General features: G+C 53.5%; 15 protein-coding genes. All 15 read right to left on the bottom strand.

Annotated elements, in window-relative coordinates:
• Positions 1-78 precede the first annotated feature (78 nt).
• The 15 genes from ACM6JQ_RS24285 to ACM6JQ_RS24215 all read right to left on the bottom strand — a co-directional run bounded on the left by ACM6JQ_RS24285 (position 79) and on the right by ACM6JQ_RS24215 (position 18,426).
• Positions 79-2,073, bottom strand: a complete 1,995-nt coding sequence (locus tag ACM6JQ_RS24285) for a polysaccharide biosynthesis protein (protein WP_095112935.1) — start codon at positions 2,071-2,073, stop codon at positions 79-81.
• Between the two features lie 118 nt (positions 2,074-2,191).
• Entirely contained in the window at positions 2,192-3,205 is a 1,014-nt protein-coding gene (locus ACM6JQ_RS24280; protein ID WP_414894829.1) for an MraY family glycosyltransferase, read from the bottom strand.
• Complete coding sequence (locus ACM6JQ_RS24275) at positions 3,202-4,173, bottom strand: UDP-glucose 4-epimerase family protein (RefSeq protein WP_414894785.1); 972 nt, start codon at positions 4,171-4,173, stop codon at positions 3,202-3,204. The genes ACM6JQ_RS24280 and ACM6JQ_RS24275 overlap by 4 nt, the downstream gene beginning before the upstream one ends.
• A gap of 189 nt (positions 4,174-4,362) precedes the next feature.
• Positions 4,363-5,742, bottom strand: coding sequence for an FAD/NAD(P)-binding protein (locus tag ACM6JQ_RS24270; protein ID WP_414894784.1), 1,380 nt, complete (start codon positions 5,740-5,742; stop codon positions 4,363-4,365).
• Entirely contained in the window at positions 5,739-6,332 is a 594-nt protein-coding gene (cysC, locus tag ACM6JQ_RS24265) for an adenylyl-sulfate kinase (protein WP_095112931.1), read from the bottom strand. The genes ACM6JQ_RS24270 and cysC overlap by 4 nt, the downstream gene beginning before the upstream one ends.
• 170 nt (positions 6,333-6,502) lie before the next feature.
• The gene (locus tag ACM6JQ_RS24260; RefSeq protein WP_095112930.1) at positions 6,503-7,849 is read right to left on the bottom strand and encodes a glycosyltransferase; all 1,347 of its coding nucleotides are present in this window, start codon (positions 7,847-7,849) and stop codon (positions 6,503-6,505) included.
• Positions 7,850-7,903: 54 nt separating this feature from the next.
• Positions 7,904-8,839 (bottom strand): NAD-dependent epimerase/dehydratase family protein, encoded by a 936-nt coding sequence (locus ACM6JQ_RS24255; protein WP_095112929.1) that lies wholly within the window; start codon positions 8,837-8,839, stop codon positions 7,904-7,906.
• 95 nt (positions 8,840-8,934) lie between these two features.
• The gene (locus tag ACM6JQ_RS24250; RefSeq protein WP_414894783.1) at positions 8,935-11,148 is read right to left on the bottom strand and encodes a glycosyltransferase; all 2,214 of its coding nucleotides are present in this window, start codon (positions 11,146-11,148) and stop codon (positions 8,935-8,937) included.
• A gap of 9 nt (positions 11,149-11,157) precedes the next feature.
• Positions 11,158-12,321, bottom strand: coding sequence for an acyltransferase family protein (locus tag ACM6JQ_RS24245; protein WP_414894782.1), 1,164 nt, complete (start codon positions 12,319-12,321; stop codon positions 11,158-11,160).
• Entirely contained in the window at positions 12,314-12,766 is a 453-nt protein-coding gene (locus tag ACM6JQ_RS24240) for a hypothetical protein (protein ID WP_256588370.1), read from the bottom strand. The genes ACM6JQ_RS24245 and ACM6JQ_RS24240 overlap by 8 nt, the downstream gene beginning before the upstream one ends.
• Positions 12,767-12,891: 125 nt before the next feature.
• The gene (locus ACM6JQ_RS24235; protein ID WP_095112926.1) at positions 12,892-13,953 is read right to left on the bottom strand and encodes a glycosyltransferase; all 1,062 of its coding nucleotides are present in this window, start codon (positions 13,951-13,953) and stop codon (positions 12,892-12,894) included.
• 3 nt (positions 13,954-13,956) lie between these two features.
• Complete coding sequence (locus ACM6JQ_RS24230) at positions 13,957-15,678, bottom strand: sulfotransferase family 2 domain-containing protein (RefSeq protein ID WP_095112925.1); 1,722 nt, start codon at positions 15,676-15,678, stop codon at positions 13,957-13,959.
• Between the two features lie 16 nt (positions 15,679-15,694).
• Positions 15,695-16,309 carry a class I SAM-dependent methyltransferase gene (locus ACM6JQ_RS24225; RefSeq protein WP_176472321.1) on the bottom strand — a complete coding sequence of 205 codons (615 nt, stop codon included), beginning with the start codon at positions 16,307-16,309 and terminating at the stop codon, positions 15,695-15,697.
• Entirely contained in the window at positions 16,284-17,618 is a 1,335-nt protein-coding gene (locus ACM6JQ_RS24220) for an ABC transporter ATP-binding protein (RefSeq protein ID WP_095112922.1), read from the bottom strand. The genes ACM6JQ_RS24225 and ACM6JQ_RS24220 overlap by 26 nt, the downstream gene beginning before the upstream one ends.
• Entirely contained in the window at positions 17,608-18,426 is an 819-nt protein-coding gene (locus ACM6JQ_RS24215; protein WP_095112920.1) for an ABC transporter permease, read from the bottom strand. The genes ACM6JQ_RS24220 and ACM6JQ_RS24215 overlap by 11 nt, the downstream gene beginning before the upstream one ends.
• Between the last annotated feature and the right edge of the window lie 45 nt (positions 18,427-18,471).

The raw sequence follows: 18,471 nt of genomic DNA, 5'->3' as shown, positions 1-18,471 counted from the left end.
CTTTTCCGAAGCTGCTCTCCAAACGTAGGTCATGCTGGAGCGATGTCAAAAATGCGTGCGTTACAGGATGTGAAACAATCAGGGTTCGAGACGGCGTTGCTGATAGATCCAATCGACGATCTCGCCGTCCGGGGTGTAGCCACTGACCGTTTCACGCAGGAGCTGACGAACACGGGAATAGTCATCTTTATCAACAGCTGCCAGAAGTTCGCCAAGTCTGGCTTTCAATACGTCCCACGGCAGATGATCTTCATTGGCCGACATGATCATCGGATGAGGCGTCGCCACCACGTTGTCACCGATCAGCAGCTCTTCGTAGAGCTTCTCCCCGGGGCGTAATCCAGTGAATTCGATACAGATATCACCTTGCGGATTACGATCGGAACGTATGCTCAAACCTGACAGATGAATCATTTTCTCTGCCAGCTCCACGATTTTCACAGGTTCTCCCATATCCAGAACAAACACATCGCCGCCCTGCCCCATGGATCCCGCCTGGATCACCAGTTGCGCGGCTTCAGGGATGGTCATGAAATAGCGGGTGATTTTCGGGTGAGTGACCGTCAATGGCCCGCCCGACTTGATCTGGCTATGAAACAGCGGAATAACGGATCCCGACGAGCCCAGGACATTCCCGAAACGCACCATCGTAAAGCGGGTTTTATTGACTCGGGAAACATTGGCGTTATCGCAGAACAACACCGGAGCCACTTCACGACTGAGCGCCTGAAGCGTCATTTCGGCGAGACGCTTGGTGCTGCCCATGACATTAGTCGGCCGTACCGCTTTGTCGGTGGAAATCAGAACAAAGTTGGCAACTCCCGACTGCAATGCAGCCTGAGCCGTATTCAGCGTACCGATGACGTTGTTCAACACGCCTTCGGCGATGTTGTGCTCGACCATCGGCACATGCTTGTAGGCGGCCGCATGGTAAACCGTGTCCACCTTCCAGGTTTTCATCACATCAAGCAGTTTGTCCTGCTGGCGAATGGATCCGAGGATTGGCAGTAAACGAACCGGAATTGATTCTCGGCAAACGCGCTGCTCCAGTTCCGACAGAATGCTGTAGAGATTGAATTCGCTGTGCTCGAACAGCAAAAGCGTAGTGGGCCCCAAGGAGAAGATCTGCCGACACAGTTCCGAGCCGATTGAACCACCGGCCCCGGTGACCATGACCGTCTTGCCTTCGATGCAGTGCTTGAGCAAATCCGGTTGAGCAGGAACCGCATCACGACCGAGCAAATCCGCTATATCCACTTCCTGGATGTCTTCGACCTTGACTCGACCACTCGCCAAATCCGAAAAATTCGGAACACTGCGAACATGCAGCGGAAAGCCTTCGAGCAGATTGAGAATCTCCCTGCGCCGCGCTCGTGTAGAGGACGGCAATGCCAAGAGAATTTCCTGTGCCCCCGTGACATCTATCATTTGCTGGATGTGTTTGGGCTTGTACACCTGAAGCCCGGAGATTGAACGATCCGAGATGCCGGGGTCATCGTCTATGAAGGCCACCGGACGCAATACACGCCCCATACGCAGGGCCGCGACCAATTGGTTGCCGGCCACACCGGCGCCGTAGACCGCCACCTTGGTCAATCCATCGTCGCGGTTGGTGAATGGCATGTGCTGCGCCGCATTGAACCAGTCACCCATGAAGTACTGCCGCATACACAGACGCAATCCGCCAATGATCACCAGGCTCAACCACCAGTAGTTGAAAATGATCGAGCGAGGCACAACGGCCTGGTGATTGCTGTACCAGTACACCACCAACGCTAGGATCAACGCAGACAGACTTACGGCCTTGACGATCGCAATCAGCGCGTCATTGCCGAAGTAGCGCATGACCGCGCGGTACATGCCAAAGCGGATGAATAGCGGAATGGCAATGACCGGAGCGCTGACAAAAAGCCAAAAGTGGGCTTTGAGCGGATTATACATGTCGTCGATGCCCAAACGGACAATAAACGCGAGCCAAAGCGCAAGCCATACCAGGAACGTATCGGTGGCTACCTGAAGAATCCGTTTGCGCCGTCGGGGTAACCCCAACAGATAAGTCCTGACTTTATCCATAACCTCGCCCAACACCTGAGTACACTCCGCTCAACTGGAGGCATAAGCTGCAACGCCTCCAGGTACAACAAATACTGTAAACCCAAAAAGCCCTATCGTTGTTTACTAGTTTGACGATTTACCTTTCCAGTTGCCCCGCCTGATATTTGACCGCCAGCCATATCAGTGGAACGTAAGCCACCATCAGCGCGAGGGCACCGTCAATACGGAAATAAACTACGCAGAACGCCATAGGCAACAGCCAAAGCATATTGATAACGGCGACAGCACAAGTGACTGGCAAATGCTTGCCGAAACGACGTGATGCAAATTGATAGGCGTGGCTACGATGTGCTTCATACACCTTGTCCCCTCGCAATAGTCGCCGCATCAGTGTGAAAGTTGAATCGACAATGAACACGCCAAGCAATATGAGCCAGGCCCATAACAACGCTGAATCAGCCCAGCCCGCGTGCAATGCCATGCCCCCCAGGATCACGCCCAGAAATCCACTGCCAGCGTCGCCCATGAATATTTTGGCAGGGGGGAAATTCCAACACAGAAATCCCGCTGCGCAGATACCGAGCATGAGGGCGGGCCAAGACAATTCTGGCACGCCAGCCACCCAATACAGAAGTACGCCCCCCACGCAGGTCGTGACAGCTTCGACTCCGGCAATTCCGTCTATACCGTCCATGAAGTTGTAGAGATTGAGCATCCAGACCAGATAGACCACCACGAATATTTGCCCAATCCAGCCCGCCTGCAGATCGACGCCGAAGACCGTCAATGCTGGCAAGCCGCCTATCCAGTAGACAGCCCACCCGGCGGCCAGAAAATGCGCCAGAAGACGCCAGCGCGCGGCCACATGACCGTGATCATCGAGAAAACCGACAACGGCGGTGATGCTCCCTGCCCCAGCCAGTGAAATGAACACCGCGGGTGCAACGATGCCAGAGAAAAACAGGACCGTTATCGCCACGAGGAACGTCACCACGATCGCGACGCCGCCTCCGCGCGGTGTCGCCACGACGTGCGAACTGCGCTGATTGGGAATGTCTATCAAGCTGCGCGATATCGCGTAGCGCCGCAGTAATGCAGTGAGCATGAATGAAAGTCCGGCAACCACCGGAATAAGCCACCAACACGTCATGATTTTCGCGATTCCAGAAATGGCTTTATCGTTTTGCTCAGGCCCTGCCCCAGAGATACTGGCGGCCCCCATCCCAGTAGACGCTTGTTCTTTTCGATATCCACCTGTAGCGAACCGAATACCCTTTGCGCCACTGCCCCTTTACCCATCAGTCCTGCCATCACTTTCATAAATTCCACAGGTATTGGCAGCAGCCAGACGGGTTTGTTCAGGGCTGCGGCGATCATACGCAAAAGCCGGGTGGTCGAGACATCCTCGCCATCACTGACGAGAAAAGTCTGGTGCGCAGCGCAAGGATGCTCGAGACATGTTTCTATCAAATCAACCAGGTTATCCAGGCTGACCAGGCTGCGCCGATTATCGATCGCTCCGAACGGCAACGGCACTCCGCGCTGCAGCCAGCGGATCATGCTGAGGAAATTGGCCTTGACCCCCGGCCCGTACACCAGCACCGGGCGAATGATCACCAACTCCATTGCGGTGGTAGCCACCAGCTGTTTGAGACCCAGTTCAGCCTCAAGCTTTGAAATGCCATAGGGGTCCGCGGGGGCCGGAATATCGTCTGCGGTGTAGGCGCAACCTGGCTCGGTACCCTCGCCATTGACCTTGATTGAACTGATGAAAATGAACCGTTTGACCCCTGCCGCCGCAGCCTGTCGCGCCAGATTCAAAGTCGCGTCGACATTCACGCGCCGAAACTCGGTGAGCGGATCAGTCGCGGTCTCATCCATGACATGCACGCGAGCTGCAGCGTGGACTACGGCATCAACGTCGCCTAGCACCGGACTCCAATCAGTTGTCGCGGACAGTTCCGTGATCTTGAAGCGACGGACAGCACCGGGAAGATCAGGGCATTCGATCCGTAATGCCGCTATCAATGAATGGCTCTTCGAACGCGCCAGGTGCTGCAGCAACGCTGAACCCACGAATCCGGATGCGCCCGTAACCAGCAGGCCTTTGATACTCATTGAAGCCGACCTGCAGACATAAAATATGCACCAGGCACGAAACCACGGTTATTCATCAGCCAAAATCCCGAAACAGGCAAAGTCGTTCGTGACATCAAACTTGATTGAGCAATATCGTCATTGGGTCATAGGCTTTTGGTCAGTGTCCGATACATGGGAGGATCTGAGCCAAGCGAATGACCCTGCGGGCTACTCGCTGAATTTTGCAGTAATCCGTTTGGCCAGATCCCGGGCATAGACTCTCAACTCCGGAACAGCCGTGGCCTCCCAGAATTGAGCCTTCAGCATCGGCCCGACATAGCTCAGCCAAGGCGTGCCGACACCGTGACTATTGCGGGCTGCCAGTGATTCATCCACGCAGACCCCGAGCTCAAGCGTGTCGGGCTGTATGAGACCCGCCTCACACAACTGCACGATCAGGCGATCTTCGACCCTGGCCAAATTCGAGTTCGGCCCCGTGCAATTAATGATGTGGGAAACGTCTATGGCTTTGACAGACTCTGCCCCCCGCATCGCAACGTGTACACGTAGACCGTCGTGCATCGGAGCGATGTCGCAGATTCTGCCCGCCATCGGGCGAAGTCTGCCTTGCTCGATCTGCTCGCTGAATGCTGCGTAGGACGCCGGTGCGACCCGGTGCCGATGAGCATCCCAATACACCTGCAAATGGCGCAGAAAACGCTGCCGCTCCTTCTCGCTCAAAGCTCCCCATAACTGAGCGGTAATCGGCCGCAGCGCACCGACGATATCGCGCCAGTCGATATCATCACCCGCCGCCGCTTCAGCCATCGAACGCACTTCGCGCAAGTAGCTCAACGCGCCAGGCTTGCAGGAACGCATACGTTCTACGACATCGAAGCCGATTGGTTTCGTATGTCTGGAGGCTCGATGCGGCAACGGCTGTACACCACGCCGGGAAAGCATGTAGACCGGTCCGCGATGACCTTGCTGATCAAGGGTCAGCGCCACATCCAGTGCGGTCAGACCAGCACCCATCAACAGAATCGGTGCATCCGCAGCAATTGGCACCTCAATCGCGCCGGACCATGGGTCAGCCAGATAGCGACCCTCTCTCTGGGCGCCGACAGTGATGGAAGGATTGAAGGGGGCAAAATTACCGAACGCGAGAATCACATGATCGGCTGTCAGTTCGCGGCCATCGGCCAACTGTATCAACGCCTTGTCGCCTCTCGCTTCAAGACTGTGGGCTTCAGCGGTGATCCGCTCGAAGCTGATGCCGGCGCCGCAATTATTCTCAGCGTCGGCGAGCAAACCCGACAGATACTCGCCATAAAGTTTTCGCGGTACAAAAGACGCTGCCGTAGTGCCAGGAAAACGGCTTTCACAGAATCGCAAAAAATGCTCTGGCTCATCAGCCAGTGCGGACATGTTCCCGACCGGGACGTTCAGCAAATGCCGGGAGCTATTGGTGCCATAGGCTAATCCGCGCGCCATGTCGCCGGATCGATTGAGCAGCACTACATGAGTACCGACCCCACAGGTCCGCAAGAACTGAATGGCCGTTACCGCACCACTGAAACCGGCACCAATGATAATCAGGGTTTTCAAGGCTCGATCCGTCCGACCAGATATTGCATTATCCTGGCGACGGCACTGGGTACATCATCTTCCAGTGTATTGATGCAGATATCAGGATTGACCGGCGGCTCATACAGTGAATCGATGCCGGTAAAGTTCTTCAGATCACCCGAACGGGCCTTCTTGTAGAGGCCTTTTGGATCACGGTTCTCACACTCCAGCAGCGGCGTGCTGATGAACACTTCGACAAAGTAAGCGTCCCCGATCACATCACGCGCCAATGCACGGTCACGCTGGAACGGAGAGATGAATGCGGTCACTACGATCAGCCCAGCGTCGACAAAGAGTTTGGCGACTTCAGCGATTCGACGAATGTTTTCCGTTCGGTCAACGTCACTGAACCCAAGATCACGGCACAACCCAAGACGCATGTTGTCGCCATCCAACAAATACGTATGACGATCCTGCTCAAGTAATGCTTGTTCCAACGCGTTTGCAATGGTTGATTTGCCTGCGCCGCTCAGACCCGTAAACCACAAGACCGCAGGTCGTTGTTTCTTGATCGAACTGCGCTGGCCCCGGTCGACGACCATTTGATGAGCCACAAGATTTTCAGCCATCGTAACTACACCATTGCTCTATACATTTAATTAAATTCAGGCTTCCCATCCCGGAGACTATTTCACTCAATCCGGATGAAGCCCAGGCCCAAAATCAAGCGAGAAGGATAGACCCGGTGAATGTTTACGCCAAGGAAAACCCACTGAAGCGAGGAAAGTAGAGAATTTCCCTACAGGGGTCGCCCCCACTCCTGCAGTAATTCTTCAACATAAGCTGAAATGGATTTGGGTGGTCGCGAGTTCGCTGCAAGACCGGCCAACAGCCCCCTTTCCTCTAGCAAGCGCTTCAAGGCAAGGCTCAACGCCTCAACACTGCCTGGCTCAAATAACAAACCATCGACATCGCTGGTGACTGCTTCTGCGATGCCAGGCACATCGGAGCCGACGACCGGACAACCCGCTGCCTGAGCAGAGTAAACGACAAGGGGGGTATTCTCGTTCCAGACTGAAGGTACAACCAAGGCATCCAGACCACCCAGCACATTGAATATTTCCCCATTGGGAAAAGTACCGCAGAAAGACACCGATTCATGACCGTCAGCCAATTGTTTCAACTCGGCAACGTATTCGGGAAAGTCCGTATGCTTTCCGTATATATTCAAACGCAACTCTTGGGCAGAAAACCGCTGAATGGCCCGCAACAGCACATGACATCCTTTATGTGACGCAAGTGTGCCGATGAAACCCAGAACCAAGGGGCGTTCTTCGCCTCGTCTGGCGCGAGGCAAGACAGCGTGATCCAGATCAATACCATAAGCAGATTTGACGACGATATCCGAACGCACGCCGTGCTTCAGTAGCAGAGCCTCAATCATATTGTTGGGCGCAAATATGCCGTTCAGAAGATTGAGTCGTCGAACATTGCGCCCCAGACGATTTTCAAGTGCGTGCACTTCTGTAACCAACGAAGCCTCGGGCAGGAATGGCGATCGGGCGACCCTTACCAGCGCATCAGCAACTTTGTCCGGAAGCGCCGTAATCAGTTTTCCGATCTTCGGACCCGCGAGATTGGCCGAAAAGTGTACGACACAATTACCCGCGTCGGGACTGGGTCCCTCACAGGCACGTCCACCACATCTGAGTAACTGTCCGGTAGGACAAATGCTCCAGAAGTCGGTTGGCGTATAGAACGCTGGAACGCCTGCCGCCACGGCCTTTTCGATCAGGCCAGTGCCGAGGCGATTGAGATGGAAAAAGTGCACAACGTCAGGCTGAAACTCACTCAGCAGGTGCTCGAAATAGTTCGCAGCGAGATGGTTGTCATAGCCGATTTCGATTTTGGAGGTCTGGTCCCCCATGGCCTCGTAGGCGTGGAGGAAGCGATCGACCGGGATCCCATCGTAATGGTATCGGTCGAATCGCTCGTCATCGCCGAGCGCCGTGGTCGCCGGATACCCGGTGAATACGCGAACCTCGTGCCCCTGAGCGATCAAGGTCCTGGCGACAGACAGCGTCAGGACTTCCGTACCAGCAGAAAATTCCGGGAAAAACTGGTGAACCGTGAGCAGTACTTTCACTCCAGACCGCCACCAGCAATTGCAAACGACTGATGACCGCTCACGGGTTAACCCTCACTTTTGCGCGTCTTGCTGCTTTGCCCATTCGAAGGTTCTGAAAATCCCTTCCTTCATGGAGACTTTAGGCGTCCACCCCAACTCATCCCGAGCCAGATCGTTACTCAGCACGCTGACAGGCACGTCGAAAGACCGCCCCGGCTTGTAGTTTCTGGCGACGGGTTCGCCACTGACGTCCTCAATCATCGACATGAGGCTGTTAAGACTGGTGCCGACACCCGAACTGATATTGAAAACGCTGGCGCTACCCGAGTAGGTAACGGCCTTGGCAAAGGCTTCTGCGACATCACTGACGTGGAGGAAGTCGCGTTCGACACTGCCGTCACCCCAGACTTCGATTGGCAAGCCTTTGAGTACGTTATGAATGAATACACCCACCGCCCCTTGTGCAGTTTCCACACGCTGGCGCTCACCGTACGGATTGGCAACCCGAAGAACGACAGGTTTGATGCCATAGAGGTGGTTGTACATCTGAAGATATTTCTCGATGGTCAGTTTGGTAATGCCATAGGAAACTTCAGGATCTGTCGGATGTTTTTCATCGATAGGCAGGTATTTCGGCGCACCATAAACCGTGCCGCCGGAAGAAATGAACACGATTCTTCCAACATTGTGCGCAACCATCGCGTTCAGCAATTGCAAACTTGCGACAACATTGCTTTGCACATCATAAACCGGGTCTTCGTTCGAGCTTTTCGGCAAAGTTGTAGAGACCAGATGAAAAACCACATCTGCACCCTCTACTGCCTTGTTTATATCGCTGGTTGACGACAAGTCACCTGTCATCCATTCGACACATTCATGTGATAAAAACTTACGATATTCAACCACGCGCGGTCGTTCAAAAACGCGAATGGAATGCCCATCCTGCAACAACCGATCAACAATGGTTGATCCAATAAAACCGCCGCCGCCAAACACTGTAATTTTCATAAAAACTCTCGACTGACATCGAAGTCATGGCAATAAAATTGACGTTAATCAGCCAACAAAAATGACAAAAAAAGTAACACATGCGTGCAAAAGCGTCAAGAAACCAACACTTTCAACTTCCGCAGTATATTTTGTATCAGGGGTTTATCGAGCAGGTACTTCGCCACTCGATATTGGCGGATTCGCGCAATCAACAAACGCGAAATGCTGCCACTGACTGGCACCTCGGTTTGAGCGTCATTTGTCAGGCAATGAGTGGAATAAAGGTAATCCAGATACGAGGTCACGCGACGATTTTCCAAGGCCGTCGTTGCCAACTCTCTCGCCAGCCCCGCCGGCAAAAACGGTTGTGGCGCGTGCGCTCGATTGACTTGCGCCTCATCCAGTATTTGTAACCACTGACGTTGGGTGGCGGCTGCAGTGTAGTGAGCCTCGATCAACTGCCGACAAGCTTGTGCCTTGCGCTCACGCATCGAGGCATCCAACGAGAGCCGTCGCAATACCTCGACATACTGGCTGACTTCATCTGCACCATGGGGAATCAGATAACCGGTTTCGTCACCCACCAATTCATCCTGCCCGCCAACATCTGCGACCACCGGCACGACCCCTGCCGCCATTGACTCCAACAGCGCTACCGAAATTCCCTCATATTCCGAAGGCATCAGCAACACATCGGAAATCGCCAGCAACGATAGCCACTCGGCATGCGGTTTTGCGCCTACAACGTGAACCTCTGCGTCCAGATCGTACTGCCTTATCAACCCCTCGAATTCCGGACGCAACTCGCCCTCGCCGATAATTAATGCATTGAAACGGACACCGGCCTGCTTCAGGGCGTGGAGAATTTCCGCCAATTTCAGCGGGCGCTTCTGATTGCACATGCGCCCGGCAAAAATGATAGTCAACGCGTGTTCGTCGAGGCCGAAACTGCGCTGAGTCTCAGCGCGCTGAGCTTGCGAGAGCGAAACCGGGTGCGACTTGATTCCCGTGTACATGACCCGGATTTTTCCAGCATCGGCATTGCGCTGGGCCATCCATTCGGACAAATGACGTGTACTCACCACATTCATGTCCAGGGCGTCTTGATAGCCGACTCCGAATCGTGGATGCCCGCCGTTGAGCCAATGCATTTCTTCTGTATGACACAAGTCCAGGAATGTCGTCTTCGATGCAATCGTGCGCAAATAGGGAAGAAGTTGATAACCCAGGGTGCTTCCGGCAATCAGCACGGTATCCATCTGCCTGGAGGCAATGAGATACAATAGGAAGCGCGGAAAATCCGATAACGACAGAAAATTCGGCAGGACGAAAATATCCGCAGTCAGCTCCGCAAACCTGTCCTGCCAGCGATGATCCGCATCAAGCGTGGCACATACGGTGACATCGGCCCCACCGGCCACAAGGCCTTGGATCAGGTCGATATTGACTCGATCGGCTCCGCCTTCGACCATCCACGGCAGCAAAAACATGACCCGTCTGCCATTCGCATTGCGCTTCAACGGGTTTTCGAAACCAACACCTTCGGGCAATGATTCATAGGCCGACGGATAACGGCGCTGAGGAGCGGGGACAGGCTTGAGCGGTATCGCAGGCGTCGTCGCAACCCTCTGCGCCTCTGGCACGTTGCCACAGGTCTGCAAACACTCTGCAATGGTAAAACCCCAATGGCCGGCGTCCGCCAGACTCACCAGAAGCGGAGTCGGATCCCGACCGTCGGGCGAGATGATTACGTGCGAACTGACCTGCAAAATGGCCGACTTGCGAGCCACAATACCTCTGACCTTGGCGTGAGGGTTATCCAGGTAATACTTACCCTCGATCAAGTTCTGCCGGTTCGTCACTCCCCCGTCTGCCGTCATCACACCGAACGAGTTGCAAAAGGCAAACTCAGGGTTGGATTCAAGACACCAGATTCCCTTTTCAATGAAGGTCGGATCGAACGTCGTCGCCGCATCTGCCAGTACGAGGTACTCCGGTCGCACCCAAATGTCATGGCCAAAAGTCAGCTCTGCCCGACTGACCATCCGCACACGCTCGTCACCCGCCAGGGTTTCTACAAAAGCCACATTGAGGACCTGCTCCTCACTTTTGTCGAAGCAGATCAGCCACTTCCAGGCCTGGAATGTCTGGCCGCACAGCGACCGATACAGATCGGAAAAATCCGTGGAAGCATCACTGGAACTGCTGATGACGAGAACGTAGTCCTGCGCGAGAGCGCCAGTTTCCGAAATGTCCGCTTGGTATCTTTTCGTCATTTTTCCAAAACCGGAATCAGGGGCAAAATCATGCTGCATGGAGTTCGACATAACGATTGATTACTTCCCTGTTCCGAAACGTTGAAGGCCTTTCAAAAACTTCAGCATCGACAAAATATTCACGTCACGAAGCCGTAGAAATGGCTTCTCCACGCAGGTATACGTCAGGTGCGCGAGCGCGTAAACGCACGCAATGAAAACGGGATAAGCCAACCATGGATTGTCATAGACAATGGTCTGCAACCCATAACGGTTCAGCACATTGATCACTAATATAAAAGCGAAAATATGGCCGAGATAGATCGAATAGGAAATCAGGCTTGTGTATCTCACAAATCGGTTAAGCACCTTCGAACGTGATGCGCCCAAACTGAAAAATGCCGGGATCAATGCTGCGAAAAATATCGCCGAACATGTGAAGAACAAAGACTGTTCAAGCTTGCTGCCCGCAGTCCACGGCAACCCTTGGCGAGTCAGTACGATCAGTGCCACAGCGAATGCAAAAGGAACATACCAAAACCTGGCAAGGCGATCGAAAATCTGTTTGTGCCACGTGTAGATGTAGGCAATCAAAACACCAAAACCGATAGCGTCCAGCCGATAGAGGACAACATACCGAGCATCATCGTAGCGCACCGGCTGAATAGGCAATCCGATACGCGCGAGGAAAGGTACGACCATGAAGATCACGATGACGATCATTGCCGCGCGTCTGACACCGGCACCCAGGCCAATCATCAACATCATGACCAGCGGAAAGGTGTAATAAAACCATTCTTCAACCGCCAGACTCCACGACAGGCGATAGAAGTCTGTCATGTTCCAGGCAAAGTTCTGGGCGAATATCAAGTAATGGAATTGCTCGACAAAGGTGGTCGCACCGGCCCAGTCAAATTTCAGCGAAACGAAAAAGAAAAAGAAATAAAGCGGTAATGTTCTCATCCATCGGCGATACCAGAACCCGGTCAGTCCGCCGATTTTCTCCTCCCGCCAATGCGTCGCCTCTTTAAGCAGAATCCTGCCAATCAGGAAACCACTCAGGCAAAAGAACAGATCTACGCCGAACGTTGCAAGAAACGCAAAGCCAGCCAGGATGGGATGAGGTTTCGAATGCGCCAGCATATGCCCAAACACAACAAGCAGACAGGCGAGGGTTCGACAGACATCGAGACCGAAGGAACGGTGGGCGGTGGGAACTGAACCGACGGGTAAAGGGTTATTCATCCAGGTTCACTTCTTTATTCCACAGAATGTCACAGCAACGCCCCTCGGGCATTCTGAACTGTCCTAGCGCAACCCGACTGATTGCAACAGGCGAAAACTCCACCCGGTATTGGCAAGAAACGAGGCCTTCCTGAGTTTTGATTTCGACTGGTTTTAAAGCCTTCAGATTGAACTGCTGATTTATGAAACCCTCAGCTCCCGCATTCGAAGCATCGGTGGGGTATTGATGCAGGAAGAACTCATCGCCCAATTTGTCGATGTCGCAGCCCTTCACTTCCAGCGTGAGCGCTGCAGCCGTTACTGCCATATCTAACCCTTGCGGAAGAACAACCGGGGCAGGCACTGCCATATTGCCAACTCCCGTCCAGCGAGCGAAGGCCAGCACCCCGATCGCAATAAACGCAAAAAAGAGCCCCCCCCTCAAAATTTTCAGATCGACCCTCACTCACTGCCCCATATCAAAAATAACATTACACACAACAGAAACCGCTCTCCGACGGACCTTCCGTCCGCGTAAATCCGGCAACGCAAAAATGAAGGTCCGACCGGAGAGTAAGCCTGTTCTTCCGATTACAACGCGCGAAGCTTGCGCACTACCTTACCGGCAAAACGCCGCAACGGGCTGGTGACGATAGGCTTCGGCGCTACCGGCTCGACTGCCGCCGGATTGAAAAAATCTTCCTGGCCAGTAAGGGCAATGAAATCGAGATACGTGAAGCCATGAATCGACTCGATCTCTGCTCGCTGCTCGGCATCGTTCATCAACTGATACAGATGCTCGACACCAAACAACCGCGTACCCGGGCACCCGCCGATCTGAATAGCGAACATGGCCAACAAGTACCCGCTATTTGCCCCTTTTGGAGTGACCCACCGCTCACTCTCCGGAAACGCCTCCAAAATGTCGGCCAGAGGCATGCCTGCGTAGTGCTTTTTCTGCAAGTACCATTCCAGCCACATCCGGGCACGCCTGTCGGGACGCGCACCGCTCTCATTGGACTGATCCGAGAAAATGCGATGCAGGGTCAGTCGTTCCTGAACGACATGGATATCTGCAATTTTCAACAGGCGCGTCCACATTTCCGCATCGTCCGTCTGCGCATTTGCGCTTCTGTACAACCCAGCTTTTTCGTACGCACTGCGTCGAACCAATGCGCTTGGGTGGCACAACTGGTTCTCGTTGAAAAACAAGGAACGCAACCAGGCGGTCCGCGGTTTGTTCGGCTGGTTGAACCACTCGACGGCGAGTGGCCGGTTGTTCTCATCAATACACTGAACATGTGAAAACACTGCACCTACGCCAGGATTAGCGTCCAGCACAGCCGCTTGCTTCTCCAGTTTATCCAGTTCCCAGGCATCATCCGAATGGTGGATGGCAATGTACTCACCGGTACTTTGCGACTCGATGGCCCGATTGATGTTGTAAATATAACGACGCGTCCTGTCATTCTGAATCTTGATGATTCGCGGGTCATTGTAACTTTCGATCACGCCCCAGGACCCATCCGGCGAAACGTCATCCACAATGATCAGCTCCCAATCAGTAAACGTCTGATTGAGAACAGAATCGATAGCCTGCCCGATAAACTTCTCGTGATTATAAGAAGTCAGTACAACCGAAACCTTTGCCACTTTTTATTCTCCTTTGCGCCCTTTTACGAGCCGCCCGGCTTTACGCAACCGGCTAACCAATCCTGCTTCGACAAAGCGATAAGCCGCGAGATATCGCTTGTGTTTAAGGGCAAATGCCTCACGCTCGGAAATCAATGATCCAACATTCAGTTTCAGTTTCTCTAGCTCGGCTCTCGACCATTCCAGTTGAGCATTGGATTGCGCCAGATCGGTGTTTGAGCGCGCGAGTTCGGCGTTTGACATGGCCAGTTCAGAGTTGGACCGTGTCAGATCATTGCCAGACTGAGCCAGCTCGGTATTTGATCGTGCCAGGTCTGCTTTCAGTCGCGCCAGCTCGGAATTCGATTGAGCCAGTTCGGAGTTCGATTGCGCCAGATCAGATTTCGATTGCGCCAAAACGGAGTTTGCCTGGACCAGCTCAGACTTCACTTGTACCAAAAAGGAATTTGCCTGGACTAACTCAGACTTCACTTGTACCCAATCGGCAGTCACTTGCACCAATTCTGAGTTCAATCGCTCAACATCTGCCGCCGTCGCCGCCAACTCGGATTTCAATTGATTGGCCTGGGATGCGGCCTCGGCCAGCTCCGCCTCCAGCCGTGCCCCTTCAGCATTCCTCTTGGCCAGCTCTGCATTGGACTGGCCAATTTCGGAGTTCGCTTGCGCGAGCGCGGCGTTGGATTGTGCAAGCTCCAACTTCAATTGCTCGAGTTCCGCACGCGCCATCTCGAACTTTTCAACCTCACCAGCGCAGAAGCCTTGCAGGTTAACCAGCTCCGTTTCCTTTTCCTTGCAAACGGCCATCCAGTTTTCACGCTGCTCCGCCAGCCACTCCTTGTCCTTCAACAATGCCGAAAACTCGGCACGACATTGCTGCCGCATTTCGCCAATCCGAGCATGTCGGCCACGCAGAAGCTCGATTCCCTTCAACGCCAACGTCAGATGTTCCTGCGAAAACTTCTCTTTGGCCGGCGGTAGTTCGGTTGAGTAGCCGTAAACTTCAAAGTCTTTCGCATACAGCCGGTCAATCAGCGCTTTAGCTCTTGGGCTGATAAATTCCGGCAGATAAGGAATCAGGCTCTCGTTGGCTTTCGACGTGGTGAACGGATTGACGTAAGCATCACCCAGATGAGCACGCAACGCGTCGTTCAACGCGCTCGTGTCCTCAATCTTCGATACAACGGTGTAGGGAAACAGCTGAGGCTTGAGCAGGTCATATTGCGGCGCCCAGTGCCAATCCTTGAAATCATCGATTTCATAGGTGTTCAGGTATTCCAGAAAACACTCGAACGCGGCAGCGACATCAAGCATGGTTTCAACCGGGCATTCTACAAACGCTTGTCCCAGATAAGGTTCGATCTGATACGGTTCGCGCAGCAAGATCTTTGACTGCCAAGCCGAAAAAAGCCGCTTGTACGGATTTCTTACCAGGGCAAAACTGAAGAAACCGTCAGCCTTGATTTCCTCGAGTTGCTCCGGTGAACGAAGGCACAATTGTGGTGCAGCGACTTGCAACGAGTCATGAATGACAAGCTCAGGATCGGTTTCGGAACTGGTTTTGAGTTGTCGAATCGCCTCGGCAACGCCTTCCATCTCAGCAAACCACCATTTCAGAGATGTACAAGCCACCTTAGGCGTTGCTACGTAGAATAATTTCCGCTCCTGTGAAACACAGCTATTCCAGGTAAGAAAATCCAACAAACGCTGGTCGTCATTGCTCGTCATTACCGTCCTCTCAGGCTTATTGTTTTTTCTTGAGCACGGAAACTTTGCCAACGCTGATGCACTCTTCGTACGCCTGCGTCGCGAGCAGCTCATTGATCAGAATGCGTGGCCCCAGAACCGGGTCAGAGGCATCGTCAAAAGCAATGCATGCGCCCTCAGCCACATGCGGCAACCAACACTCGAAATCGCGTTTCACACCTTCATAACTGTGATCACCATCGATCCACAGCAGGCCCACGGGCTCGTTCCACTTGGGAACGATCATCTCACTGCTCATATTGATCAACGAGACAATCTCACTGCATTCAGTGATCAACATGGTTTTGTAAAATTCGGTACGATCCTTTGGGCCGAAAACGCCACCGAGCACCCCGATGAAGGGCTTGTGCGGATCGACGGCATAAACGGGGGCCTTATGGCCGGCAAGAGAGCCACGACCGAGGAAAACGGTAGAACGACCGCGGTAGGAGCCGACTTCCACGATGCAACCAGACTGGACCAGACTGGCCAATTTATAAAGAACCAGCCCCTCTTCCAGACTGATCATGCCATCGGTGATCTTGTGAAACGTGTGGATATCCCTGAGTTGATCCGCAGGAATGCTGTCAGAGTAATTCAAGTGCTGGCTCATTATTAGAAGCGTCCATATAACCAAAAGATCTTGTGCCCTGATCCGATACCAGTCGGAACATGAGCGCATCCAGAATTCTGTGACACAGGGCAGGCTCACCCTCCGACCAGACTCCTCCACCAACGAAGTATACGCCCGGCAGCATGACCATCTTGAAACTGTAGGTGACTTTAAAAGTCCGGTCCGTGCCATCGCATTCGAAGTACTTGCCCTCGTCCGGGAAGCGTTGGCCGGTAATCACCACACCCGATACGGTTCGTATATGCGTGGCGAAGAAAACCCTTGAGACGGATTCCTTCAGTTCCCCCGTCATGACGATATCGTAGTCACCGCCCGCCTTCAGAACATTGCATCGGCGACCCTGCTTATCGAAGATCTCGAAGCTGTCGATACGAGCGCCCTGCTCCGGATAGACGGTTGTGGACTCGGGAACCATTCCAGGATCGAAATACTGATCCTCCGGCGCCTCCTGCTCATCAACCTCGACCCTTTCGACGTCGCTGGCTTCGATAGCGAGTTTTTGGCTACCTATCTGCCTGAACTCTTCAATCAACCTCGGCTGCTCATCCGCCGGCGCATAGATCAATTTCTGATACGCGCGCACCACCTCCATCGGTGACCCTGTGCAGATGCGCTCACCACGTTCCATCAGAATCGCGCGATCACAAAGCTCAACGACTTGCGGTCCCGAGTGAGACACGAACAGGATCGAGGTGCCCTTGGCCTTCAACTCATCCAGGCGAGCAAAACACTTGCGCTGAAAACGCTCATCACCGACCGCCAACGCTTCGTCGACGATCAGGATATCCGGATCTACCATCGCCTGAACCGCAAACGCCAGACGAACGATCATGCCACTGGAATAGGTTTTCACGGGCTGATGTATGAATTCGCCTATATCAGCGAAAGCCGTGATGTCGTCATAACGCTCATCAACTTCGGCCCGACTCAAGCCGAGGATCGCAGCATTCATGTAAACGTTTTCATGCCCCGTGAATTCCGGATTGAAACCGGACCCCAACTCAAGCAAGGCACCAATGCGACCCACTGTCTGCACCTGACCGGCGCTTTGATTCAGTGTGCCGCAGATCACTTGAAGCAACGTCGACTTGCCACTGCCGTTGCGGCCGACGATACCGACAGTTTCGCCTCGCTTGATATCGAACGTGACGTTCCGTAGCGCCCAGAACTCGTGGTAGTACTGTTTGCGCTGACCCGCAAACATCTGCGCCAGTCGATCCCTCGGCTTGTCATAGATGTGATAACACTTGCTAACATCCTGCAGCTTGATTGCAATATCAGAGGACATCGGCAAACCCCTTTCTGGTTTTCTGGAAAAAGGCAAAGCCAAGGCAAGCGACAGTTATTCCGATGGCGGAATAGATGCCAAGGACTTGCCAATCCGGTTGCTGCCCGAAAAACAGAACGCTTCTGACGTTCTCTACCGCAGCGGTCAGCGGGTTCAATTGCAACAAGCTTCTGTACTCCTCCGGCACCGCAGTGGCGGGATAGAAAATAGGCGCTAGAAACATCAGGCCGCTGGTCACCAGGCCGATGAAGTGCGCAACGTCACGCATGTATACACCCAGCGAAGCCAACCCCCAGGACAAGCCCAGAATGATCAATATCAATGGTGCGATCACCACGGGCAGATAAAGCATGGTCACAGGCGGCATGCCGAACACGATGCCGTACGCGACCGTCCAGACAATCAAACTCACCAAAGCATGAAACAAGGACGCGCCGACGATCACGCATGGCAGTATTTCCAGCGGAAAGACTACTTTCTTGACATAGTTGCCATTGGAAATAATCAAGTTCGGTGCGCGGGTGACGCACTCGGAAAACAGGTTGAACACCATCAATCCGGCGAACAGAATCAACGCGAATTCCGACTTCGAATCACCTGCGCCTGCCCACCGGGAATTGAAGATGAAGCTGAAAACGAACGTATAGATCGAGAGCATCACAATAGGATTGAAGAACGACCACAGAATCCCCATGAAAGAGCCCCTGTAGCGACCGATAACCTCTCGCTTGATCAGTGCAGCGATAAGCGCGCGATTGCGCCAGACACTGGTAAACATGACGCCGGGCGAAGCTGAAAATATCTGCATCAGCCAGCAACCTCAAAAACATTCATAAATAAACTCCATTGATAC

It is taken from the genome of Pseudomonas sp. IT-232MI5 (genome assembly GCF_949767845.1).
Lineage (GTDB): Bacteria > Pseudomonadota > Gammaproteobacteria > Pseudomonadales > Pseudomonadaceae > Aquipseudomonas.
The sequence above is the reverse complement of the archived record's forward strand: the minus strand, read 5'-3'. Positions and strand labels throughout refer to the sequence as shown.

Excerpts from the sequence above, each read along its gene's own strand:
- ACM6JQ_RS24255 (WP_095112929.1), bottom strand. The coding sequence starts at position 8,839 with ATGAAAATTACAGTGTTTGGCGGCGGCGGTTTTATTGGATCAACCATT.
- ACM6JQ_RS24220 (WP_095112922.1), bottom strand. The coding sequence starts at position 17,618 with ATGTCCTCTGATATTGCAATCAAGCTGCAGGATGTTAGCAAGTGTTAT.
- ACM6JQ_RS24230 (WP_095112925.1), bottom strand. The coding sequence starts at position 15,678 with ATGACGAGCAATGACGACCAGCGTTTGTTGGATTTTCTTACCTGGAAT.
- ACM6JQ_RS24275 (WP_414894785.1), bottom strand. The coding sequence starts at position 4,173 with ATGAGTATCAAAGGCCTGCTGGTTACGGGCGCATCCGGATTCGTGGGT.
- ACM6JQ_RS24285 (WP_095112935.1), bottom strand. The coding sequence starts at position 2,073 with ATGGATAAAGTCAGGACTTATCTGTTGGGGTTACCCCGACGGCGCAAA.
- cysC (WP_095112931.1), bottom strand. The coding sequence starts at position 6,332 with ATGGCTGAAAATCTTGTGGCTCATCAAATGGTCGTCGACCGGGGCCAG.
- ACM6JQ_RS24225 (WP_176472321.1), bottom strand. The coding sequence starts at position 16,309 with ATGAGCCAGCACTTGAATTACTCTGACAGCATTCCTGCGGATCAACTC.
- ACM6JQ_RS24245 (WP_414894782.1), bottom strand. The coding sequence starts at position 12,321 with ATGAATAACCCTTTACCCGTCGGTTCAGTTCCCACCGCCCACCGTTCC.
- ACM6JQ_RS24250 (WP_414894783.1), bottom strand. The coding sequence starts at position 11,148 with ATGTCGAACTCCATGCAGCATGATTTTGCCCCTGATTCCGGTTTTGGA.
- ACM6JQ_RS24280 (WP_414894829.1), bottom strand. The coding sequence starts at position 3,205 with ATGACGTGTTGGTGGCTTATTCCGGTGGTTGCCGGACTTTCATTCATG.
- ACM6JQ_RS24215 (WP_095112920.1), bottom strand. The coding sequence starts at position 18,426 with ATGCAGATATTTTCAGCTTCGCCCGGCGTCATGTTTACCAGTGTCTGG.